The organism is Angelakisella massiliensis (assembly GCF_900104675.1).
GTDB classification, from domain to species: Bacteria; Bacillota; Clostridia; order Oscillospirales; family Ruminococcaceae; genus Angelakisella; species Angelakisella massiliensis.
The window spans coordinates 458,923-481,625 of sequence record NZ_LT629945.1 but is presented as its reverse complement, the minus strand read 5'-3'; the positions used below and the strand labels follow the sequence as shown (position 1 = coordinate 481,625).

Below are 22,703 nucleotides of genomic sequence, written 5' to 3'. Positions count from 1 at the left end.
GCTTTATTATGCCAAAAGGAATACCAAACAAACGTTATACACCAGAATTCAAGAAGCAGGTGGTTGAGGCAGTCATGCAAGATGGCCTTAGCTATGAGGAAGCTGCCAAGCTATACGAAGTCCATGGACATGGACGCATTCAAAGCTGGGAACGGATTTATCTGGAAGAAGGTCCGGAAGGCCTTGCTATAGAGCGTCGAGGACGCAGGAGTACGGGCGAAACGGAGAGACTGCCAAGCAAAGTGGAAGAGAATTTACTCGCTGAGGTTCAGCGGCTACGAGCAGAAAATGCTTACTTAAAAAACTTGCAAGCCTTGGTTTTGGAAGAAGAGCGACGCCAGCACAAAAAGCGCAGGTAGTTCAAAAACTGAGGCATGAATTCTCGCTGTCGTTTCTGCTCGAAATCGCTCAACTTCCTCGTGCTACCTTCTACTATCATCTGAAGCAGATGAGGGTACCAGACAAATACAAGGAAGTCAAAGCAGAAATCACCCTGATTTACCACGAGAACAAAGGACGGTATGGGTACCGCCGTATCACAACTGAGTTACATAACCGTGGATTTATTTGCAATCACAAGACTGTCCAGCGGCTTATGAAAGAATTAGGCTTAGTCTGCCGTGTCAGAATCAAGAAATATCATTCTTACAAGGGAGAAGTGGGCAAAATTGCTCCTAATTTGCTAAACAGGAATTTCTGTGCTGAAGAGCCAAACCAGAAATGGGTCACCGATGTGACAGAGTTCAGCCTATTTGGCCAGAAGCTCTATCTTTCTCCAATCCTGGATTTACACAACGGGTATTTGGTGAGTTATGCCATCTTTGACCGACCGATTCTGAGTATGGTTACTACCATGCTGGATAAGGCTTTTGAAACAATACCAGATGCAACAGAGTTAATCCTTCATTCCGACCAAGGTTGGCAATACCAACATAAGCAGTACCAGCGTATGCTTCGTAAGAAAGGAATTCAACAGAGTATGAGCCGCAAAGGTAACTGTCTGGATAATGCTGTTATGGAAAATTTCTTTGGCTTACTCAAAAGTGAGTTGCTGTATCTGCAAGAATTTGAATCTATGGAGCACTTCAAGCGGGAACTGCTGGACTATCTGGATTACTACAACAACCGCCGCATCAAGGCAAAGCTGAAGGGCTTGCCGCCTGCTCTTCACAGACAACAAGCCCTTTCGGCTGCTTAGACAATTTTTACTTTCAAATATTGTCTAACTTTTTGGGGTCACTTCAAAATGGATGATGGATTGTTTTTTGTTTGGCACAGATGCAAATAGTATGCATACAGACTTTTGTCTGCTTTCTTTTTTCGTTAAAGCTTTACCCTTGCGCCTGCTGATGCTGGGGAGCAGTGTGGCTGTGGCCGTGACGGAGCTTCTGCATCACACCGGCCTTTTCCAAAGCGGAATGGAGCGCGGGAGCCAGGAGAAAAGCCACCACAATGGCGAACACGGCGTTGATGCCGGAGGTAATGAACTTGACGGTACAGGCGGTGACAGCGGCCCGGAAATCGCTGCCTTCCAGCAGCAGGGTGATGAGACTTTTGCCCAGGTGCAGCACCAGATAACTGCCGGAGCCGGCGATGCAGCCCAAAAGGTTCCACTTGCGGTTCAGACCGTCCCTGCCGCCCAAGTGGGAGATCAGGCCGGGCAGAGCGCCCATCACAAAGAAAAATACCAGGGTGAAAGGGGCGCTGGGAGCAAAGGTGGGGTCAGACAGATCATACAGCGCCGAACCGATACCTGCTGCCAGTCCTCCCCGCCAGCCTCCAAACAGCAGTCCGGCCAGCAGGCAGATCACATTGCCGGTTTTCAGCTGAGTAGGCCCGGCAGGGGTCATGATGGGACCGATTTTCAGCAGGGCGGTGGAAACGAATACCATGGCCGCCATCAGGCCAACCACAGCCATATCATAGACAGTAATTTTCTTGTTCATATGCTCTCCTCCTCAATGGCACCGGTCTGAGCGGTGCGCGGATGGGAGAGATCCTCTTTTGTTACAGGCTGCTGTAGCCTCTGGGCACTTCCCGATGGGTGAGCCATTCCAGCGTTTGCTCCAGCATGACACCTTCCCGGGGATCGGTGCTGTAGCCATAGGTGGTTTTGATGGTCAGTTCCACATACCGGGTGGCCCGGTCCATGGCCATGGGCAGGCTGTCTCCCTGAAGCAGGGAAGCTGTCAGCACCGCGGCAAACAGGTCTCCTGTTCCCGGATAGATTACCGGAAGGTAATCACTGGGGGATTTCCAGAAGGTGCTGTGCTCCCGGTCATAGCAGATGTTGGCGTATTCACCGGAAGCCAGGGTAACGCCGGTGATGACGATTCTGCCGGGCCCCTGCTGGCTCAGGCGGGTCAGCACACTGCGGGCCTTGCTCACCGTCAGCTCTTCGCCGCCAAGCTCCGTTTCCAAAAGGATGGAAGCCTCAGTCAGGTTGGGAGTGATGATGTCCGCCTCTGACGCCAGGCGTCGGATGCCGTCCACCAGCTGTGGGGTGAAGGAACGGTACAGCTTGCCGTGGTCTCCCATCACCGGGTCCACTACCTTGAGGGCGTCGGGGTAAGCGGAAAAAAATTCCTGACAATGATCTACCTGTTCCACGCAGCTGAGATAACCGGTATAAATACAGTCCAGATTCACCGAAAGACGCTGGTAATGATCCAGACAAGGCTGGAGGTAGTCGGTCAGGTCCCGCCGGACAACTTCTCCGAAACCACCGGTGTGGGTGGAGAGAACGGCAGTGGGGATGGGACAGACCTGTACGCCCATTACCGACATCACCGGAAGGATCACTGACAGGGAACACCGTCCAAAGCCAGACAGATCATGGATAGCGGCAGCGCGAAGGGGTTTGACAGCCATATTTGAGAACCTCTCTTTGATTGGTATTATAAGGGGACAGCAGGGATCGGTTCAATTTCTGCCGGAGGGAGCCATCTGCTTTTTGAATTTAGGGCAGTTGAACAAGTAAGATTTGCTAATTATAGCATAGTTTCAGCACTTTTGCCATGAAAAATTTCGCTGTCACCATCGATCTTATATGCGGTTGGAATTGATGCACAATATTCATGCTTAAGCTTTCTCCTTGATTGTGCAATCAGTAGAAAAGAAGTGGCTGAATTTTACAACATTCTCATGTATCCCCCTCTTTTTTCGGGACAAACTAATCCCTGCGGACGGATGAAAGGAAGCAAATAGGCGCTGCTTGTACCGAACAGGCTCAGACGGCGGCCGGAAGCATTCCTGACAGTACCGGCCGCGGAAGGAGTCATGATGATGCATCACAATAGCCACAAAAATGTGATCCCGGCGGCAGCCGGAATTGCGGCAGTGACACTGGCGGCGGGCGCGGCAGCCTACGCCATGAACGCCCGTTCCATGAAGAGCAGCCGCAAAGCGATGAAGCGTACCGCGGGCAAGGCGGCCCGGGCTATGGGAGAGATGGTCAATACAGTCGTGGACAGCGTTGCGTCCAACGTTCTGGGCTGATCTGACATCCTGAGATGTTTGAACGTTGATGGCCGGATGAGGAGAAAAATCCCTTTCGGCACCAATTTTTGCTTTCAAACAAACTCAAAAAAGGGCGTCCTCATTCTGTAAGTGTGGGGGCGCCCTTCAGCTTTTGACGTCAAGGCCCAAAGGGATGACGGTGCCGCAGAACAGCAGCCAGTCGTTTTGTCTGTATCAAAACAAAAAACAGAAAGCACGCTTCACCGCAGTTGCCCTGCCTGCAAAAAGCTGTTTGAGGAAAGAGCCGCAGGCATCCTTTGTCCTGCCGGACCGCTGCAGCTTTTATGGAGGCAGATTGCCGAAGGTACATCTTTCCATGGATGGATCTTCCCGCAAGCTCCCTGTCCGCCCTCAGTTTTGATGCACACGTCTCCGCTTCCCATATTTCCAAAGAGGGACAGGTATCGGCGCAATGGCGGCTGAGTTCTTTCATTGACAGGACACATTCCCAACAGTATAATGATTTACAAAGAGGGCTTTTCAAAAGCCTCCCCAAGGGAATGGAGTAGAAACAATGCTGAAGATCTGGGCACTGAAGGACCGGCAGGAACAGGACCTGCCCTGCCTGGGAGCGCTGCGGCCTGTAGAGGACGCGGCCAGCCGCCGCACCTGTTTGAAAAAGCGGGTGGAGGTGGATACCATGGGCAGTTACATCAAGGAAATCATTACCCCGCTGTATGGGCGGGAGCCGCTGCGGGACCTGGAGCGGCGGGACCCCAATTGGTCCTTCCAGCGGGGAAATTGTCTGGGCGTGCTGTGTACCCGTACAAAACGTCCTGCCATTGGCTATGTTACCCGGATCAGCGGTGTTCACAGATTTTGCCTGCCGGTATACGACGCGGAGGCTTTTCCATCAGCCTTTTATCACATTACCGGCTATATGGTGACAGAGGACCGCTATGTGGCGGTGGCCCGGCGGAATACCCTGTTCTGGGTACTTTTGGGCCTGGCGGCGGGGGCGGTATTTGTGGGCACCTATTTAACCATCCAATATGGCCCTCAGGGCGCATGGGAAGAGCTGAGCGGCTTCTTTACCCAACTTTGGGGGAGGTGGATGGGATGGTGACGCAGCTTCCTTGGATTTATCGGGCGGTCATGCTTTATCTGGCAGTAATGACCCTGGCGGGATTTCTTTCCATGGGCTGGGACAAGCTGATGGCCAAAAAGGGCCGCTGGCGGGTGCCGGAGCGGACGCTGCTGCTGATTGCCGCGCTGGGAGGAAGCCTTGGCTCCATTTTGGGAATGGAGGTTTTCCATCACAAAACCCGGCATAAAAAGTTTTCCTGGGGTTTGCCGGCGATTTTTTTGCTCCAGTGTGTACTGGTAGCGCTGGTTTTCAGTCAGTTCTGAAAAGGAATATTTTTGCTGATGATACATACAGCGGACAAGAAAGGAAAAGGCGCTCCCAAACGGAGACAGCTCCCGGCGCTTTGATTCTTCCCACGCTGAGGATGAATCTGCTTTTTTACATCACAAAAACAGCGCAGCCTCGAAAACCGGGGCTGCGCTGTTTTCACATCTCAATCCGCTTTTTTGCGATTCATTTGATCAGAGAGTGTCAAGAGCGGCTTTCACCCGCCGCATGCACTCCTCCACGTTGGCTCTGGGAGTAGCCACATTGATCCGCTCAAAGCCGTTTCCTTCCTCTCCGAAGATATAACCTTCGTCAAAGGCGACCCGGGCGACATTGTGCATCAGATCCTCCAACTTTTTGGGATCCTTTTCGTAGGCATTCAGATCCAGCCAAACCAGATAGGTTCCCTGGGCGTCGGCCACATGAGCCTTGGGCAGGTTCTCCGCTACAAAGTCCTTGATATATTGGATGTTGCCGTCAATATAATCCTTCACCTGCTCCAGCCAGTCATCACACTGGGTATAGGCAGCGATCATGGCGGTGATGCCGAAAGGATTGGCGTCACAGATGGACAACTGGTCGCAGACGATATGATTCCACTCCTTCTGCCACTCCTTATTGGGGATGACAATGTTGGAGAGGACCATTCCCGCCAGGTTAAAGGTCTTGGAAGGGGCGGTGCACACCACGATGTTATCGGCATAATCAGGGGCCAGCTTCAGCAGCGGGGTATGGACAACACCCTTGCGCACCAGATCGGAGTGGATTTCATCAGAGATGATCCATTTGCCATATTTCTTGGCGATGTCCACAACTTTCCGCAGTTCCTCAGGGGTCCAGACCCGGCCCACAGGATTGTGAGGGCTGCATAGGATCATGCCTTTGGCGGTGGGATCAGCGAAGCATTTCTCCAGGTTTTCAAAATCAATGGTGTATTTGCCTTCATGATAAAGAAGGGGGCTGTTGACGATCTTGCGGCCATTGCCGATGATCTTGTTGGTGAAAGGATGATAAACTGGCCGCTGGATGATGACGCCGTCGCCCTCCTGGGTGAGGAAGCGGAGCAGAACCGCCAGGGCAGGCACTACGCCGGGGCTGAAGAAGATATCCTCTTTGGCCACATCCCAATCAAACTGTTTCTTGTACCAGCCGGTGATGGCATTGCTGGCATCTTCACTCTCATACATGGTATAACCGAAAATTTTCCGGTCGATCCGCTCATGCAAAGCCTTGATAATGGGCTCAGCGCAGGGAAAATCCATGTCCGCTACCCACAAGGGCATAGCGTCGGCGGGGGCGCCCTCCGGCAAAGCCTCCAGCTTGCAGGCGTAAGTGCCGGAACGGTCAACGATCTGGTCAAAATTATACTGCATCGATTCCTTACCACCTTTGTTTTGATCTTTATTCCGTGTCCGTCCTGTCCCAAGGAGGAGCTGGAAGGACAAAAGCGACAATCCAAAATGATTAAGTAACTTATATATTTAGCGAATTAAATTATATTCTTTGCCTGCCGCAAAGTCAACTTCTGTGGAAAAATGTCCTGAGATTTTGCGGTGGGCAGAAGCTTTTCCAAACACAGAAGGCTTTGTGGGGAGTGTAAACGGCGGCTTACAAAGATAAATCCCGCTTTTTTCCCAGGCTGCGGCTTTCCTCCACATCCAGCTGAAAGGACTGATTGAGCCGGTGCTGGATGGCGATGTAGGTCTCCAGCTGCTCCTGGGAAAAATCCGCCAGGCCCTGAAAGGTACGCTGGTAACAGGCCTGCTCAAACTGCTGATGATTGCGGTAGATGGCGTCCCCCTCCTCAGTGAGAAAGAGATTGTATTGACGGTTGTTGTCTTTGTTGCGCTGCTGGCGTACCCATCCTTTTTTTTTCAGTTTTCGGATCAGCTGGGAGGAAGCGCTGCTGGTTTTGTCAAAGGTTTTGGAGATTTCCGAGGCGGTGATGCCAGGATGGTTGCCGATCATTTTGATCATCTGGGATTCCGCCTGGAACAGAATGACCCCATTGTAATCATGAAGCAGGGCGTCGTATTCTTCCGTCAGGGAGCATCCCTGATCAAAGGCGTCCAAAAGCCTGATAAACAGCTGATAACGTTTGTCTTGCATATTTTTCTTCCTTCCACGAAGGGTTTTACAACAGGACGGCTGCCGCAGAAAAAAGGATGCGATGGCTCATATATCCAAGCGGAGTTTGGGCGCCATAGACCTTTTCAACGCGGCGGCAGTGTCTTTTTTGTCTGTGATAATATCCCCGGAATGCAGAACTTAAAATGGTTTTCCGGGGAATACAACTTTAGTCCGCTGTGTACAAGGATAGCATAACAAAATTTTATTTTCATTGCAATCCGGGGCCGGCAGGGGAAAAATACAATGAGCGGCAAAAGCATCGCCAGAGAGCTCCAAGGGGAAAAGACGTTCACATATTTTTTATGGACAAGCGGCAGAATGATGTGTATAATGAAATATTGTCAACGCGAAGATTCATTTGCTGCGCCGCCGCTTTCTCCGGGCGGTTGGGATTCTTATTCAAAATAGTAATAAATGCCTGCGGAGAGGGCGGAATGGAGAGAACAACATGAAAAAAATGAAAGTGCTGGCATTTTTGCTGGCATTGTCCCTGATGCTGACCGCTGTGGGATGCGCAGGAGACAGCAATGCTGTGGGTACTTCCGACGTCAGTTCCTCCCAGGCTGAGGAACAGCCGGTGGAAACCAACGCCCAGGATACCACCGCTGCCCTTACAGCGGGAGAGGACAGCATTTCCGTCGGCGTGTATATCATTGATATCATGACCGGCATCAACGAGGCAGGAAGCAAGGCGGTTGCGGTCAATCCCCTGATCAGCAGCCTGGATGACGTGCTTGCCACCGATTTGGATGGTATCAGCGGTTCGGACTATATCAAAGAGTTCGCTTCTGCCGCCGCGGCCCGTCAGCTTGCCATTCACAAGAAATTTGTGGAGCTGGGACTGACCCTCAGTGACAGTGATGTGAGCACCTACGAGAGCTATGCCCGCAGCATCTATGCCCAGAGCGGAGATCTGTACCGGGCTACCGGCGTCAGTGAGCAGGCGGTGATGGATTATAACCGCTTGTCCCTGGAATCTTATAAGCTGTTCCAGCATCTTTACAGCGACGGCGGAGAATACGGCGCCACCATTGAGGAGAAGCGCGCCACCTTTGATGAAAACTATAATCTGGCCGAAATGCTGGTGTTCTATAAAATTGACACCACCACCTATGAGCCGCTGGAAGAGAGCATTGTGGGCGAAGTGCAGACCTTGGCAGAAAGCTACTATCAGCGGGCCCTCAGCGGTGAGAACATGGCCGACCTGCTGTTTGAGAAGGCTTCCAGTGAGCTGGCTGAAGGAGAGGAGCTGCCGGAGCGGGGTTCCGATGAAGAGTATTATATGGTCGTGGACAAAGTGGATAACGGCTATTACTATCCCACCGTCCTGATTGACCACCTCAACCAGGCGGAGGATAACAGCATTGCCAAGATCGAGGATGATCATTATATCATCGTGGTCAAGAAGCTCAGCTCCGCCCAGGCTTCCGATGAGCTGATCTCCAATTATTATGAGCAGATGCTTCCCACCGTCAAGGCGGAGGAATACAATGATCTGGCGGATTCCTGGAGCAAGGAGCTGTCCATCTCCTACAGCGCCGATGTGCTCAACACCTTCACCCCCGAAAAGGTAGTGGCCGATACCAACGCTTATGACGAGGCACTGGCTGCGGAAAATGCCGCAGCCGCTGAGAGCGCCGCTTCCGAGAGCGCAGCCTCCGAAAGTGCTGCTTCCGACAGCGAAGCATCCTCCGAGGAGGCAGCTTCCTCCGAGAGCACGGCGGAATAAGAATTCTGTTCCCAAAAATACAACAAAGAACCGCCGGAGGCTGTGAAGGTCTCCGGCGGTTTAAGCGTGTCGAAAAGTCGACACGCTTCCAGGGGGACCCAGTCCCCCTGGATACGCCGCTTGGTTCCTGACGAAACCAGCGGCGATACCCCCGGTTTCGCGCCCCGGTGGGCGCGGGTCGTGGTATAAAAATCAGGCTCATGTCCTGATTTTTATGATTATGATTTTGAGCTTTGTTTGTTCTTTTAAATAGGTTTTTCGAGATGCTGAACCGCCTGAGATTGTGAAGGTCTCAGGCGGGTTGTTTTTTAGGTTTTTTAAGTGTAGGACGGACGGGGAAAATTTCCCTGGGCAGCAGCCTGCTGGGGGGGATATATTTTTAAGGAGCCTTGTTTTGAAACCATAAACTGAAACCTGGGGAAGATGGTTTTTTTGAGAACGCAGCTGAAGACAGTGGGAAAACTTGGGACAATTTCACATGACTTTTTATAAAAAAGCAGCATCAATCGTGCTGTAAAACAAAATTTTTCAGCCGGGATATATTTTGACACTTCTGTGGTTGCAGCAGGAAAAAAGTCACAGTATAATAAAAGTGCACAAAAAATAATAATAATATTGTGACAAAACACTAACAATCTGAGCTTTCCAAACTGGGAAGCGGGAAAGCTCCCGGAAAAGAAACAGGAGGAATGAGATATGGCTGTTCATGTGGTAAACGAAGCACGAAGGTGTCTCAACTGCAAGGTCCCCCAATGCAGAAAAGGGTGCCCCATCAATACTCCCATCCCGGATATGATCCAGATGTTCCTCCATAACCAGAAGGAGGAGGCGGGAAAAATGCTCTTTGACAACAATCCCCTGAGCATTGTCTGCTCCCTGGTGTGCGATCACGAAAAACAATGCGAAGGCCATTGTGTTCTGGGACGCAAGGGCGCTCCGGTCCATATTTCCAGCATTGAAAATTATATCTCCGATGCTTATCTGGACCATCCTCAGTTCACCTGCCAGCCTCCCAAGGGACAGATGGCCGCCATCATCGGCAGCGGTCCGGCGGGCATCACCATTGCTGTCATTCTGGCTCAGCGGGGCTATGAGGTGACACTGTTTGAGGGACGGGAAAAGATTGGCGGCGTGCTGCGCTACGGTATCCCCGCCTTCCGTCTGCCCAAGTCTGTGCTGGATCGTTATCGGGACCAGCTGACCAGACTGGGGATCAAGATTCGTCCCAATACCTCCATCGGCAGCGCTTTGACGGTGGATGATCTTCAGCGGGATGGCTATCAGGCCATCTTCATCGGCACCGGCGTTTGGCGTCCCAGAAGACTGGGAATCCCCGGGGAAAGTTTGGGCCATGTGCATTATGGCATCGACTATTTGGTCAATCCCGACGTCTACGATTTGGGGGACCAGCTGGTGGTCATTGGTGCGGGCAATGCCGCCATGGATGTGGCCCGTACCGCGCTGCGCCAGGGGGTACGTCATGTATCCCTCTTCTGCCGGGGTCCCAAGGCCGCTGCCAGCAGCCGTGAGGTGGATTATGCTGTGGCGGATGGGGTGGAGTTCCACTATGGCTATGTGCCGGTGGAGATTCAAAAAGAGGGAGTTTTGTACCGCAAATCGGAATTTGATGAACAGGGCAACCGCGTCAGCCAAAGTGAGCCCAAGCTTTTCCCCTGCACCAGTGTCATCATTGCCATCGGCCAGGGCGCCCTCAACCGCATTGTCAGCACCACCGACGGTCTTAACACCGCTTCCAACGGCTTGCTGACCACCGACAGTGCCGGCCAGACCTCACGGCCCGGTATCTTTGCCAGCGGAGATGTGGTCTCCGGGGCCAGAACAGTGGTGGAAGCGGTTCGTTACTCCAAGGATGTGGCGGACGCCATGGACCGGTATATGCAGTCCCTGCGGGAGCCGGAGGCAGAAGAGAAATAACAGACGTTTTCCAGCCTGAAATGTCACAAGAGCCGGGATGCAGCTTAAAAAACTGTGTCCCGGCTTTGTCTGTGCTTGACCTATGCGATCTATCACTTTGGGGCAAGAAGATGGATTTGCAGGTATGGCCATAGGGTCTCTGCTGTTCTTCTCTGCTTTAAAGCATCTTTGAGAGCTTTTGCGCCTCCAGAAATACCTCCTGGTCGGATACCGGCTGGAGGAGCACCTGCTGCAGCAAGCCCTGCTGACGGGCCTGAGCGGTTTCCATTGTCAGCTTGGTGGCCAGCAGCAGTCGTGGGATCCGGCTGCCGCTTTCTTTCAGATGTGTACAGAGAGACAGGACGGTATCCTGCTGCTGGCCGCAGTCCATCACCAGCACCTGAAAATTGTTCTGAGCCAGCTGTCCTTCCACCTCGTTCCAGCTGCAGGTGGCCACCCGGACCTCTTTTTCCCGCAGGCCGGCAGCCAGAGGCTCCAGCACCTTGGGGTTTTCCCCGGTGAGCAGGATGGAAAGCACTCCGCCTGTATGACGGACGGGAGTGACAGCCTCTGTTGTTTGAGAGCCGCTGACCGGCAGCAGCAGGTAAAAGGAGCTGCCCTGTCCCAGGGCGCTTTGAGCGTAGATGATGCCGTGATGGGCCTGGATGATCTGCTGGGCAAGGGCAAGCCCCAGACCGGTGCCTTGTCCCATCTTTTTGGTGGTGAAGAAGGGGTCGAAAATCTGCTCCAGGGTAGCGCTGCTCATGCCGCAGCCAGTATCGGTAAAGACCAGAGAAAGATGGGGGATCTCACGCTGCTGCTCGGTCAGCATTTCCATCGCCTGCTGCTGCCGGGGTGAAAGGACTGCAGCGGTAATGGTGAGGGTTCCCTCCCCGCTGCCTATAGCCTGGAAAGCGTTGACACAGATATTGAGGATCACCTGCTGAAGCTGGGTTTCGTTGCCCAGAATCATCACATTTTCCAGTTCCACCCGGGTGATTATCTGAACGTTGGAGGGGCAGGCCGACTGCACCATTTTCATCACCCGATTGATCACAGCGTCAGCGGGCAGCAGGCGATAAGCGGCTTCCACATTTTTACGGCTCAGGGCGGAAAGCTGCTGAATGATCTCCTTGCACCGGGCGGCGGCGTCGGAGATTTCCACCGCGCTTTCCCACAGCGGGGAGTCTTCAGACAGTTCCATCAGCATCAGGTCCGCGTGCCCCAGGATGGGGGTAAGAAGGTTGTTGAATTCGTGGGCGATACCCCCGGTCATAGTACCTACGATCTGCAGCCGCTGCTGGTGAGCGATGGCCTCCTGACTGCGGTGAAGCTGCTCCAGCAGTGTGCCCCGCTCCTTGAGATGGGTGATCTCCTGGAGACTGAGCCGCCGGTCATGAAGCAGCTTGACCAGATAGGTGCTCAGAGCCAGCACCGCCACAGCCAGCAGCAGGGCGGCAGAACCCATCCGGGTAATGCTGTCAGCGGTGGGAATATCGATATCGGAGTGATCCATCACCGAACTGATCACCAGAAAGTCCTCCCCGATGGGTACAGGCGCCCAGGCGGCCACCTTGTGGACCCGGGGCAGCTGTGGGTCCATCCACCAGTAGGAATCATATTCCATGACGCCGCTGCCCCCCTCCAGCTGGGCGTCAATAAGCTGTTCCAGGCTGGTCAGGTCCACGCCGGGATAAAGCTTCTTCCGGTCATCGATCACATCAATGCCGTATTGCTGGGAATCCGGGTGCATCAGGATCAGGCCCTGAGAGTTCTTTACCAGCACATAGCCGTTGTTCCCCAGACGAATGTCGGAAATGAGGGTCTCAAAATAGTCCTTCAGATCCACCAGCAGCCAAAGGGTACGCCCCTCCCCGCAGCTCTGACCCAGCATCAGGCATAGTTTGCCATCCCCTGTGCGCATCTGCACCACCTGACCCTCATCGGTGGAGCCATGACGGAAAATTTCCTCAATGGTGGTGTTTTGGGCGCTGTACAGAACATCGTCCAGACTGCCGCCGGTGATGAGAATGTCGGTGGTAAAGCCGTCATGTTCCCTGATGTAGGAGCGAAACAGCTGATCCTGAAAATCTCCCTCCATATAAGACTGTTGGGAAAGCCGGGACAGTACCGCCAGATCTGACTGGGCATCCCGGATAAAGATATCCATATTCCGGCACAGCGCCTCGGTGGTCAGCAGCATCTGTTCCTTTTGATTATCTATAATGGAATCCTGGTATTCCTGCCAGCCGTCGGCACACAGAAATACCACCAGCCCCAACAGCGCGGTGGTCACCGCCAGGATACCGGCTGCCACATAGTTGCGGATGGGAGCCTCCCGGACCTTTTCCCTCATAAGCCGCCTCCTTTGCCAGAGGTCATTGACCTTGATTTGCATTCTATATTATAATGGATTTGACAAAATTCGTACAGCGATGGCGAGAAGATCAAGATACAGCCGCAACGATAAAGCGGCCGACAAAACATTGGCGGGGATCAAAAGCGGGACGGGGCAGGACCCGTTTTTATACTGTCCGTCCGCAGCAGGGGAGGACAGAGCTTTGGAAAAGAGTGTTCCGGCGCCGATCAATGCTTTCCAAAGGGGGAGTCAGGAAAATGGGAGACCGGGTACTGATTGTGGATGATGATCCGGCCATCTGCAAGCTGCTGGTGAAAGTGATGGCGGCCAATGACCTGGAGGCTGTGGTGGCGGGCAGCGGAGAGCAGGCCATGGTACTGCTGGAGCAGGAAAGCTTTGACGCCATCCTGCTGGACATCAACATGGACGGTTTGGAGGGCTTTGATGTCCTCAAGCGCCTTCGGGGCAAGGGTATTGATACGCCGGTGATGATCGTCAGCGGACGCAGCGAGGATTTTGATTCTCTCTATGGCCTTTCTCTGGGAGCGGATGACTATGTCACCAAGCCATTCCGTCCCCTGGTGCTGGGGGCAAAGGTGGCAGCGCTCATCCGCCGTACCAAGAACCGCGCCGCTCCTGCGGTCTCCTCCTGCGGTCCCTTTTCCTGGGACAGCGGGGCGATGCGTTTTTTCAAAGGGGAAGAGGAGCTGAATCTTTCCGGCAGGGAACGGTCGCTGCTGCTGTTGTTTCTGCGGCACCCCAATCAGGTGTTCACCAAGGACATGATTTATGAAAGTGTTTGGGGCGATGCTGGGCCGGTAGACAACGATACCATCATGGTGTACATCAACCGCCTGAGGAGCAAGGTGGAGACGGACCGGCAGAATCCCAAACATATTCTCACTGTCCGGGGCCTGGGGTATCGCTTTGTCCCGTAAGGCCCAGGGAGAGAAGTGGGGGAAAGCTGGATGCACCCGCTGATGGCGGGAGTGCTTTGACCGCTGAAAATATTTCCAGCCTCTTTATACTTTACGCTTTATGCTGCCTTCCGGCAGGACTGTTTGGTTCTGCCGGAAGGCAGTTATTTTTTGCGAAAAAAGAAGAAACTGCTGCTGCATTGAAAAACAAGGGATGAGGAGGCTTGATTTTTCGTCGAAAAACATAGTTTTAAAAAACAAAAGAATACATTTTGAACAAATATGAGGTTTCTTACAGGGTTTTAAGGTTTTTCCCGCCTTTATTTAAGATTTCCCCCCTATACTGAGCGCAAATTGTGTTGTCCGGCGGCGGACCATCGCTGCGCCGGAGGGAAGGGAGTTGTTATCATGTATCTCGCATTTCTGGGTTTCGGCATGATTGTGGTTTTCATGGCCCTGATCATGGCTAAAAAACTCAGCCCGTTCACATCTCTGATCATTATTCCGGTGCTGTTCGGTTTGTTGGCCGGCTATGGCTGGGACACCCTGGAATATGCCATGACAGGCATCAAGGATGTGGCCAGCACCTTTGCCATGATGACCTTTGCCATTCTGTACTTTGGCGTCATGCTCACTGCCGGTATGTTTGATCCCATGGTGGACAAGGTGGTGTCCTGGTGCAAGGGCGACCCCCTGAAGGTGCTGGTAGGTACCGCTGTGCTGGCGGCCTTTGTTTCCCTGGACGGCGACGGCACCACCACCGTTATGATCTGCTGCACTGCCATGATCCCCATTTATGACCGGCTGAAAATCAAAAAGATCTATTTGGCCACACTCATCATCCTTCAGAACTGTATCATGAACCTGATCCCCTGGGGTGGTCCCACTGCCCGGGTCATGTCAGTGATGCAGCTGGATGCCGGTGAGATTTTGGCGCCGCTGGTGCCCGGTATGGTCCTTTCCGCCATCTATGTCATCGGTGTTTCCTATTACCTGGGCATGAAGGAACGCAAGCGCCTGGGCGTCACCCAGAACGTGGAGAATACCGTTACCAAAGTGGAAGTTTCCGCCGAGGAGATGGCCTGGAAGCGCCCCAAGCTGATCCTCTTCAACCTGCTGCTGACCGCCGCCATCATCGTTTTCCTGGTAATGGGCCTTGCCTCCTCGGCCATTCTCTTCGGCGTGGGCACCGCCATCGCCCTGGTGGTCAATTATCCCAACCAGAAGGTGCAGAGAAATGTCATCTCCTCCATTGCGCCTGATATGATCAACGTCGTTATGATGGTCCTGGGCGCGGGCGTGCTCATGGGCGTGCTCAATGGCCCCGAAGATGCGGGAATGTCCGCCGCCATTGCCCAGCTGCTGGTTTCCATCATCCCGGAATCCCTGGGACGCTACTTCGCTATCATCATCGCTTTCATCAGCGCCCCCGGCACCTATCTGCTCAACAACGACGCTTTTTACTATGGAGTTCTTCCGCCCCTGGCCGCCACTGCGGAGGCTTATGGCTTCACCAATCTGCAGATCGGCTTCGCGGCCTTGATGGGACAGGCGTTCCACTTCCTCAGCCCGCTGGTACCCTTTATCTATCTGCTGATGGATAAAACTGAAATCACCCTGGCTCAGTATCAGGGCTATATCTTCAAGTGGTGCATCGGCATCTTCGCCATCTTTATGATGATGGGCTTTGTGACAGGGAACCTTCCTGTTCTGTAAATTCTCTCCTCATGACATTCCCCCGGATACCGTTTTTGGACGGTCATACCGGGGGAATGTCATTTTTACGAAAAATTGATATGAAAGGACAGAGCAGAAAGAAAAAATATGATAAAAAGTTGACAAATTGTTCCTCAGGGCTTTGTGGAACCGGTCAAAACTCTTGCAAAAAAGCTATCCATGGTATACAATAACGGAGAAGGCAAATCCTAAAAATTCACAATACCGGGAAAGGAACATGGACTATGAACACTTACAACAAAGTAACTGTGGAAGACCTGGACGTTACCGGCAAGCGGGTGCTGGCTCGCTGTGATTTCAACGTTCCCATGAAGGACGGAGTCATCACCAATGATAACCGCATTATTGCCGCCCTGCCCACAATTAAATATTTGATGGACAAAGGCGCCAAACTGATTCTGTGCTCTCATCTGGGCAAACCCAAGAACGGTCCTGAGGAGAAATTCTCTCTGGCTCCTGTCGCTGTCCGTCTGTCTCAGCTGCTGGGCAAGGAAGTGGTTTTCGCCAATGATGACGAGGTGGTGGGACCCAATGCCAAAGCCGCTGTGGCCGCTATGAAAAACGGCGATGTGGTTCTGCTGCAGAACACCCGTTTCCGCAAGGAGGAAACCAAGAATATCGACACCTTCAGCAAGGATCTGGCCTCTTTGGCGGATGTGTATGTGGATGATGCCTTTGGTTCCGCTCACCGGGCCCACTGCTCTACCGTGGGCGTTACCGATTACGTCAAGGAAACTGCTGTGGGCTACCTGATGCAGAAGGAGATCGCCTATCTGGGCAATGCGGTGGAAAATCCTGTCCGTCCCTTTGTGGCCATCCTGGGCGGCGCCAAAGTAGCCGATAAGCTCAATGTAATTGACAACCTGCTGACCAAGGTGGATACTCTCATCATCGGCGGCGGTATGGCATACACTTTCCTCAAGGCCAAGGGCTATGAGATCGGTACCTCTTTGGTGGATGAGGAGAAGGTGGAATATTGCGCCAATATGCTCAAGAAGGCTGAGGAGAAGGGTGTCAAGCTGGTTCTGCCGGTGGATACCGTTGTTGCCCGCAGCTTCCCCGATCCCATTGATGGTCCGGTGGACGTATCTGTGGTGGATTCCGACAAGATGCCTGCCGACATGATGGGCCTGGATATTGGTCCCAAGAGCCGGGAGCTGTTTGCTGAGGCAGCCAAAACCGCCAAGACTGTGGTCTGGAACGGACCCATGGGCGTCTTTGAGAACCCTGTGCTGGCTCAGGGCACCATTGCTGTTGCTCAGGCTCTGGCAGAGACTGACGCTACCACCATCATCGGCGGCGGCGACAGTGTGGCCGCTGTGATGCAGCTGGGCTTTGCCGACAAGATGAGCCATATCTCCACCGGCGGCGGCGCTTCTCTGGAGTATCTGGAGGGCAAGGTGCTTCCTGGAATCGGCTGCATTGCGGACAAAGGCTGATTTTATGATTTTTCCCTGTTGCGCAGAAGGAAAGGGGCCTTCCCTTGACTTGACGACACAATATTGAAGGAGTGTGCAGTATGAGTAGTAGTTATGCAGCAGCTGTGGCAGCTGTGGGCGGAGTTCTGATTTTTGTTTTGCTGTTTGCGGCAGCGTGTTATATCCTGTACTCCATTGGCCTGTATACCATGGCCAAGAACGCGGGTATTCCCAATCCCTGGCTGGCGTGGATCCCCATCGCCAACGGTTATATTCTGGGCCTGCTGGCTGAACGGTCCTATTATACCTTCACCGGCAAGCAGATGCCTTTCTCCAAGATCCTGCTGTGGGGCTACATCGGTGTTTTTGTAGGCTCCTTTATCCCCTTCATCAGCGCTTTGGCGGGTCTGGCGGGCATCGCTCTGATGGTGTTCCAGCTGATTGCCCTGTTCTATCTCTATAAGGACTACGCTCCCGGCAAAGAGGTTCTGTACATCGTGCTGTCGGTGATCTTTTCCTCTCTGGCTCAGGCCATCTGCCTGATGCTCTCCCGCAATACCGTTCCGGTTTCCGTTACCGGTTTTGGCCAGCAGGTTCAGCCCAGCTATCAGGGCGGCTATCAGCCTCCTTATAACGCTCAGCCTTATGGCCAGCAGCCTCCTTACAACAACAGCAATAATCAGAATGGCAACAATGGCCCTGAGATGTAAAAAGGAGAAGCAGTATGAATAAAGCACTGCGCCAGGCGGTTATCGCCGGCAACTGGAAGATGAACAAGACCCGCCCCGAGGCAAAGGCCCTGATCAGTGAGCTGATCCCCCTGGTCAAGGATGCCGGCTGCGGTGTGGTGATCTGCGTTCCCTACACCAATCTGGAAACCGCGTTGGATGCCACCAAGGGCACCAACATCAAAGTGGGTGCTGAGAACTGCCATTGGGCGGAGAGCGGCGCTTTTACCGGCGAGATTTCCGCGGCGATGCTGGCGGAAATGGGCGTGGAGTATGTGGTGATCGGCCACTCCGAGCGCCGTCAGTATTTCGGTGAAACTGATGTTACCGTCAACAAGCGGGTTCGGGCAGCTCTCAATGCCGGACTGAAAGTGATTTTGTGTGTAGGCGAGCTGCTGGAACAGCGGGAGAGCGGCATCACCGAGGAGATCGTTGGAATGCAGACCAAGGTGGCCCTGGGCGGTGTCACCAAGGAGGAGCTGAAAAATATTATCATTGCTTATGAGCCTGTCTGGGCCATTGGCACTGGTAAGACAGCTACCGCAGAGCAGGCCAATGAAGTCAACCACTATATCCGTACCGTGGTGGAGAAGCTCTACGACAAGGAAGCCGCGGATGGCATCACCATTCAGTACGGCGGTTCCATGAACGCCAAAAACGCGGATGAGCTGACCGCGCAGCCGGATGTGGATGGCGGCCTGATCGGCGGCGCCTCCCTGAAGGCTCCCGATTTCGCGGCCATTGTAGCTGCCGCCAGCAAATAAGATCTTTCGCGGGGCGCTTTTCCGGGCGCTCCGCTTTTTTCTCAAAAGTATGATAAGGAGAAATGGAACATGAAAAAACCTTTGGCCCTTATTATTATGGATGGCTTTGGTGATCGCAAGGATGATTATGGCAACGCCATCCACGCAGCTAAAACTCCCAATCTGGACCGTCTGTTTGCGGAAAATCCCCGTACAGATATCGGCGCTTCCGGAATGGATGTAGGTCTGCCCGATGGACAAATGGGTAATTCCGAGGTGGGACATACCAACATCGGCGCCGGCAGGATTGTTTACCAGGAGCTGACCCGCATCACCAAGTCCATTCAGGATGGGGACTTTTTCAAGAATGAGGCCCTTTGCGGCACCATGGACAACTGCGTGGCAAATCATTCCGCCCTGCATCTGTGCGGACTGCTGTCCGATGGCGGTGTTCACAGCCATAACACCCATCTGTACGGATTGCTGGAGATGGCCAAACGTTACGGTTTGGACAAGGTTTATGTCCACTGCTTTATGGATGGTCGGGATGTACCACCCACATCCGGCGTGGAGTATGTAGCCCAGCTCCAGGAAAAAATGAAGGAACTGGGTGTGGGCAAAATCGCCACCATCACCGGCCGGTACTATGCCATGGACCGTGACAACCGCTGGGAGCGGGTTTCCCAGGCTTATAATGCGATGGTCTGCGGTCAGGGAGGCTTCAACAGCGATCCGGTGAAGGTAATGGAGGATTCCTATGCCGAGGGTGTGACCGATGAGTTTGTCAAGCCCACTGTTTGCACTGCGGGAGCGGAGATTTCTGCCAATGATTCGGTGATTTTCTTTAACTTCCGTCCCGACCGGGCCCGGGAGATCACCCGCACCCTGGTGGATGAAAGCTTTTCCGGATTTGACCGGCCCAAGGGCTTTTTCCCGCTGTACTATGTCTGCATGACCCAGTACGACGCTACCATGCCCAATGTTCATATTGCTTTCCATCCCCAGTCCCTGCACAACACTTTCGGCGCTTATATCTCTGAAAAAGGTTTGACACAGCTGCGGATTGCCGAGACGGAGAAATATGCTCACGTTACGTTCTTCTTTAACGGCGGGGTAGAGGCTCCTTATCCCGGAGAGGATCGGGCGCTGATTCCTTCTCCCAAGGTGGCCACCTATGACCTGAAGCCGGAGATGAGTGCCTATGAAGTGACCGATGAGGCATTGGCACGGCTGGACAGCGGAAAGTATGATGTTATGATCCTCAACTACGCCAACTGCGATATGGTGGGCCATACCGGTGTTTTTGACGCTGCGGTAAAGGCAGTGGAAGCGGTAGACACCTGCGTGGGCAAGCTGGTGGACAAGATCCTGTCCATGGGCGGAAAGGCACTGATTACCGCTGATCATGGAAACGCTGATCAGATGTATGAAGCGGATGGATCTCCTTTTACTGCCCATACCACCAATCCTGTCCCATTTGTAGCGGTAGGTGTGGAGGGTAAACTGCGGGATGGCGGACGTCTGGCGGATATTGCGCCCACCATGCTCCAGCTGTTGGGTCTGCCCCAACCGGAGGAAATGGACGGACAAAGCTTGCTGGTATAATCCCTGGTTGATCCGGTATACTAAAAAGGCGGGTCCGATCAGGTCCCGCCTGTATTTATCCCTAAAAACATTTTGGTTGAAACAGGGAATTTTCTGTGAATTTTGTTGCAGATGGTTGTTATTCCAGACAGGTTGTATTATAATAAAACCGATAACCCTATCCATTCTGCTGGATCAATCTTTGATTGGGAGGTTCAACTATGAAAAAAGGGACAATCATTTCCATCATTGCTCTGCTGGTTTCCGTGACCGGTCTGCTCATTGCACTGATTGCTTACTTCAAACGCAGAAGCTGCATCCTGTGTGATGATCTGGATGACGATCTGGTGGAATATTACGAACATGAGGATGATGACTCTGACGCCTGCTGCTGTGGCTGTGAGGAACATTGCGACGAGCCTGCCGAAGCGGCTGCTGCGGAGGAAAAGGTTCCTGAAGAGGAAAAGGACGCTGAGTAAGTGTCTCACCCCCTGTGGTGCAACTTTTTTTAAAAAATGCTTGCATCACAGGGGCTTTTGTGTTATACTAATAAAGCACTCGGAAGCCGGGTGAAAATAATATCGCGGAGTGGAGCAGTTCGGTAGCTCGTCTGGCTCATAACGAAACCACTGCGGGTGCAAAGTTTTCTTCTCCAAAAATAGAATAGTAGTCATTCCGCGGGGTGGAGCAGTTCGGTAGCTCGTCGGGCTCATAACCCGAAGGTCGTAGGTTCAAATCCTGCCCCCGCAACCACATTGTGCGACCAAAAAAGATATCGCACCGAAAAAGCCCGGAACCATGCGGTTTCCGGGCTTTTTTCGTGTCCAAATTTTACTGCACAAGAAAAAGATATCATCCGGCCTTTCCCCTATGGGGTGAGGACTTGAACTAAATCCCGGCGCTTTTCAGCCCGCTTTCGAGGTGAAAATACGGAAATAATTCGTGTTCTCCAAAAAATATTTTGTTAATTTTTTGTGAACGAAGTGGATTGTACCAAAATGTAGTACAATCCACTTCGTTCTGAAGTTCTGTGGCCGTCACCTATATTCAGGTGGCGGCTTTTTTTATTTGCGCGGGCGTATAAATTGAAATGACTGGAGGTCTTTCTGATGGAGCATCACAACAAGATGGATAGAGAACAATTTTACCGAGAACTTTGCACGGTGCTTGGCCGGGAAGGCTTCACCACGCAGCCGGAGCAGGATGATCTTCTCCCGGTGGAATGGGATGGTCTCCCCCTCTGCCGGATCACAGAGGGCGGAGGGGTTCGCTACTGGCAGGAGGATGTGGCAACGGCGGAACGGGAACGAGCCTGTGAGCGAGTCACTGATCTGGCCTGCACAGTGCGGGAGTACATGATGCTGCTGGAACAGGCTCCGCCCCTGCAGGCCCAAAGCCTGACCGGCGACTACCGCCTGCTGGCCGACTTCAACGGCACAGTGCTGGCTGCCCACCCCACCCGGCTTGGCGTCCATTTCGTCACATGGGACTGGAGCTGTGACCGCACAGGTCTCAACCAAGGCCATTACTTTCAGGATAACTATACGGGAGCCAAGCAGGACTTCGCCATCCGTGCCGGTCTCGTCTCCAAACAGCTGATTTTTAACGAAGCACAGCTCACCGAAATCTATCGATGCTGCACCGACACACTGGATGCCGGAGTTGATTTGACTGTCGACCAGGAACAATGCATTAAAAGTGTTCAGGAACAGATCCTACGTGGAATGCCCAACATCCTGGAGCGCATGCGAGAGCAGGAGCAGCACTCCTTGGATTCTCAAAGCCAGGAACTGACCATGTAATACACCGAGCGCCGGAGTTTTAGAAATAAGACTCCGGCGCTTTTTTATTTCACCGAAAGGAGCACACCACCCATGACGCGCTACTTCATGAGAGATACCCCCTTATACCAGATGGAGCAGATGATGATGACCCCGCCCCATTTCAAGCCCAGAGGTCACGGCCTACGCCGACCTACATTTCACTATCAGTCTGAAGATGTCGATTGCCAGTACTGCACAAACTACTCAAAGGAAAATCCCTGCCCGCTGTGTGAATGCACTTGCCTGGGGGAACGAATCGAGACCGGGTCGCTCAGCCTTGCGAAAGTAATTGAGGACTGCCTCCGTGGCAAGCTGAGAATGAGGCTTTGGAAACGGTTGGCACAGGAGATCTACCCATATCCTCTGCAAGCCTTCCATTCTGACGAACACCGTAGCCGTTGGATGCACTGGCGAACACGTTGCCGCCGATTGTCGCAGCGCAACCAGGCCGCACTGTTTCTCCTGACAGCCTACGACGATATCTGGCGCAGGATGATCTGGAAGTTTGATGCCTGCGGATTTGATTTCCAGTCCCTCCGGCTGGCCGGCATCCAGCCGGAGCTTTACAGCGTTTATCAGGCGGCCAAAGCCATTTCCACCGGCAGCCAAAACATTACCATTGCCGATCTCGCATCCCCCGAATTGGTCACAGATGAGGCGTTCCACCTGATTATCTGCGCTCTGCTTCTGGCCAAGTACGGTGATGCGATTTTGAATTTTGAGAAAAAGAAAGGTGATGCAAATTGAT

At 53.0% G+C, this 22,703-nt stretch carries 21 protein-coding genes, 1 tRNA gene and 1 pseudogene; 18 read left to right on the top strand and 5 right to left on the bottom strand.

Going from position 1 to position 22,703, the window contains the following annotated elements; genetic code table 11:
* Positions 1-8 precede the first annotated feature (8 nt).
* Both BQ5383_RS22000 and BQ5383_RS07520 read left to right on the top strand, forming a co-directional pair.
* On the top strand, positions 9-359 hold the full coding sequence (locus BQ5383_RS22000; protein ID WP_071430839.1) for a helix-turn-helix domain-containing protein: 351 nt from the start codon (positions 9-11) through the stop codon (positions 357-359).
* Positions 347-1,198, top strand: a pseudogene (locus BQ5383_RS07520) (IS3 family transposase); the annotation flags it as partial. The gene BQ5383_RS22000 and the pseudogene BQ5383_RS07520, both read left to right, overlap by 13 nt.
* 133 nt (positions 1,199-1,331) lie before the next feature.
* Here the strand turns inward: BQ5383_RS07520 and BQ5383_RS07515 are convergent.
* Together BQ5383_RS07515 and BQ5383_RS07510 are read right to left on the bottom strand one after the other, a co-directional pair.
* On the bottom strand, positions 1,332-1,946 hold the full coding sequence (locus BQ5383_RS07515) for an ECF transporter S component (protein WP_071430838.1): 615 nt from the start codon (positions 1,944-1,946) through the stop codon (positions 1,332-1,334).
* Between the two features lie 61 nt (positions 1,947-2,007).
* Positions 2,008-2,871: a pyridoxamine kinase gene (locus BQ5383_RS07510; RefSeq protein WP_071430836.1), complete on the bottom strand. Its 864-nt coding sequence runs from the start codon at positions 2,869-2,871 to the stop codon at positions 2,008-2,010.
* Between the two features lie 408 nt (positions 2,872-3,279).
* Between BQ5383_RS07510 and BQ5383_RS07505 the strand changes: the two genes are divergently transcribed.
* The 3 genes from BQ5383_RS07505 to BQ5383_RS07490 all read left to right on the top strand — a co-directional run bounded on the left by BQ5383_RS07505 (position 3,280) and on the right by BQ5383_RS07490 (position 4,869).
* Positions 3,280-3,498: a hypothetical protein gene (locus BQ5383_RS07505; RefSeq protein WP_139193382.1), complete on the top strand. Its 219-nt coding sequence runs from the start codon at positions 3,280-3,282 to the stop codon at positions 3,496-3,498.
* A gap of 535 nt (positions 3,499-4,033) precedes the next feature.
* Positions 4,034-4,585 (top strand): hypothetical protein, encoded by a 552-nt coding sequence (locus BQ5383_RS07495; RefSeq protein WP_071430831.1) that lies wholly within the window; start codon positions 4,034-4,036, stop codon positions 4,583-4,585.
* Positions 4,579-4,869, top strand: coding sequence for a DUF1294 domain-containing protein (locus BQ5383_RS07490; RefSeq protein ID WP_235821955.1), 291 nt, complete (start codon positions 4,579-4,581; stop codon positions 4,867-4,869). The genes BQ5383_RS07495 and BQ5383_RS07490 overlap by 7 nt, the downstream gene beginning before the upstream one ends.
* 198 nt (positions 4,870-5,067) lie before the next feature.
* On the opposite strand, the gene BQ5383_RS07485 is transcribed toward BQ5383_RS07490, so the two are convergent.
* Positions 5,068-6,246 (bottom strand): MalY/PatB family protein, encoded by a 1,179-nt coding sequence (locus BQ5383_RS07485; protein ID WP_071430829.1) that lies wholly within the window; start codon positions 6,244-6,246, stop codon positions 5,068-5,070.
* A 235-nt stretch (positions 6,247-6,481) separates the two neighbouring features.
* Positions 6,482-6,982 (bottom strand): MarR family winged helix-turn-helix transcriptional regulator, encoded by a 501-nt coding sequence (locus BQ5383_RS07480; RefSeq protein WP_071430827.1) that lies wholly within the window; start codon positions 6,980-6,982, stop codon positions 6,482-6,484.
* Positions 6,983-7,451: 469 nt separating this feature from the next.
* Between BQ5383_RS07480 and BQ5383_RS07475 the strand changes: the two genes are divergently transcribed.
* Positions 7,452-8,732, top strand: a complete 1,281-nt coding sequence (locus BQ5383_RS07475; protein ID WP_071430825.1) for a hypothetical protein — start codon at positions 7,452-7,454, stop codon at positions 8,730-8,732.
* A gap of 696 nt (positions 8,733-9,428) precedes the next feature.
* Positions 9,429-10,667: an NAD(P)-dependent oxidoreductase gene (locus BQ5383_RS07470; RefSeq protein WP_071430823.1), complete on the top strand. Its 1,239-nt coding sequence runs from the start codon at positions 9,429-9,431 to the stop codon at positions 10,665-10,667.
* 157 nt (positions 10,668-10,824) lie between these two features.
* On the opposite strand, the gene BQ5383_RS07465 is transcribed toward BQ5383_RS07470, so the two are convergent.
* Positions 10,825-13,002, bottom strand: a complete 2,178-nt coding sequence (locus BQ5383_RS07465) for an ATP-binding protein (RefSeq protein ID WP_071430821.1) — start codon at positions 13,000-13,002, stop codon at positions 10,825-10,827.
* Positions 13,003-13,262: 260 nt separating this feature from the next.
* Here BQ5383_RS07465 and BQ5383_RS07460 point away from each other — a divergent pair, with 260 nt between their 5' ends.
* The 11 genes from BQ5383_RS07460 to BQ5383_RS20690 all read left to right on the top strand — a co-directional run bounded on the left by BQ5383_RS07460 (position 13,263) and on the right by BQ5383_RS20690 (position 22,702).
* Positions 13,263-13,943: a response regulator transcription factor gene (locus tag BQ5383_RS07460; protein WP_071430819.1), complete on the top strand. Its 681-nt coding sequence runs from the start codon at positions 13,263-13,265 to the stop codon at positions 13,941-13,943.
* A 56-nt stretch (positions 13,944-13,999) separates the two neighbouring features.
* Positions 14,000-14,140: a hypothetical protein gene (locus tag BQ5383_RS21070; protein WP_172724601.1), complete on the top strand. Its 141-nt coding sequence runs from the start codon at positions 14,000-14,002 to the stop codon at positions 14,138-14,140.
* Positions 14,141-14,330: 190 nt separating this feature from the next.
* Positions 14,331-15,638 (top strand): CitMHS family transporter, encoded by a 1,308-nt coding sequence (locus BQ5383_RS07455; protein ID WP_071430817.1) that lies wholly within the window; start codon positions 14,331-14,333, stop codon positions 15,636-15,638.
* A 245-nt stretch (positions 15,639-15,883) separates the two neighbouring features.
* Positions 15,884-17,098, top strand: coding sequence for a phosphoglycerate kinase (locus BQ5383_RS07450; protein ID WP_071430815.1), 1,215 nt, complete (start codon positions 15,884-15,886; stop codon positions 17,096-17,098).
* A gap of 80 nt (positions 17,099-17,178) precedes the next feature.
* On the top strand, positions 17,179-17,787 hold the full coding sequence (locus BQ5383_RS07445) for a hypothetical protein (protein ID WP_139193381.1): 609 nt from the start codon (positions 17,179-17,181) through the stop codon (positions 17,785-17,787).
* Between the two features lie 14 nt (positions 17,788-17,801).
* Complete coding sequence (tpiA, locus tag BQ5383_RS07440) at positions 17,802-18,569, top strand: triose-phosphate isomerase (protein ID WP_071430811.1); 768 nt, start codon at positions 17,802-17,804, stop codon at positions 18,567-18,569.
* A 69-nt stretch (positions 18,570-18,638) separates the two neighbouring features.
* Positions 18,639-20,153 (top strand): 2,3-bisphosphoglycerate-independent phosphoglycerate mutase, encoded by a 1,515-nt coding sequence (gene gpmI, locus BQ5383_RS07435; RefSeq protein ID WP_071430809.1) that lies wholly within the window; start codon positions 18,639-18,641, stop codon positions 20,151-20,153.
* A gap of 200 nt (positions 20,154-20,353) precedes the next feature.
* Positions 20,354-20,611 (top strand): hypothetical protein, encoded by a 258-nt coding sequence (locus tag BQ5383_RS07430; RefSeq protein ID WP_071430807.1) that lies wholly within the window; start codon positions 20,354-20,356, stop codon positions 20,609-20,611.
* Positions 20,612-20,808: 197 nt separating this feature from the next.
* Positions 20,809-20,885, top strand: a tRNA-Met gene (locus BQ5383_RS07425).
* A 356-nt stretch (positions 20,886-21,241) separates the two neighbouring features.
* The gene (locus BQ5383_RS07420; protein ID WP_071430805.1) at positions 21,242-21,934 is read left to right on the top strand and encodes a hypothetical protein; all 693 of its coding nucleotides are present in this window, start codon (positions 21,242-21,244) and stop codon (positions 21,932-21,934) included.
* A 72-nt stretch (positions 21,935-22,006) separates the two neighbouring features.
* Positions 22,007-22,702 (top strand): hypothetical protein, encoded by a 696-nt coding sequence (locus tag BQ5383_RS20690; RefSeq protein ID WP_087327425.1) that lies wholly within the window; start codon positions 22,007-22,009, stop codon positions 22,700-22,702.
* The last annotated feature ends 1 nt before the right edge of the window (position 22,703 follow it).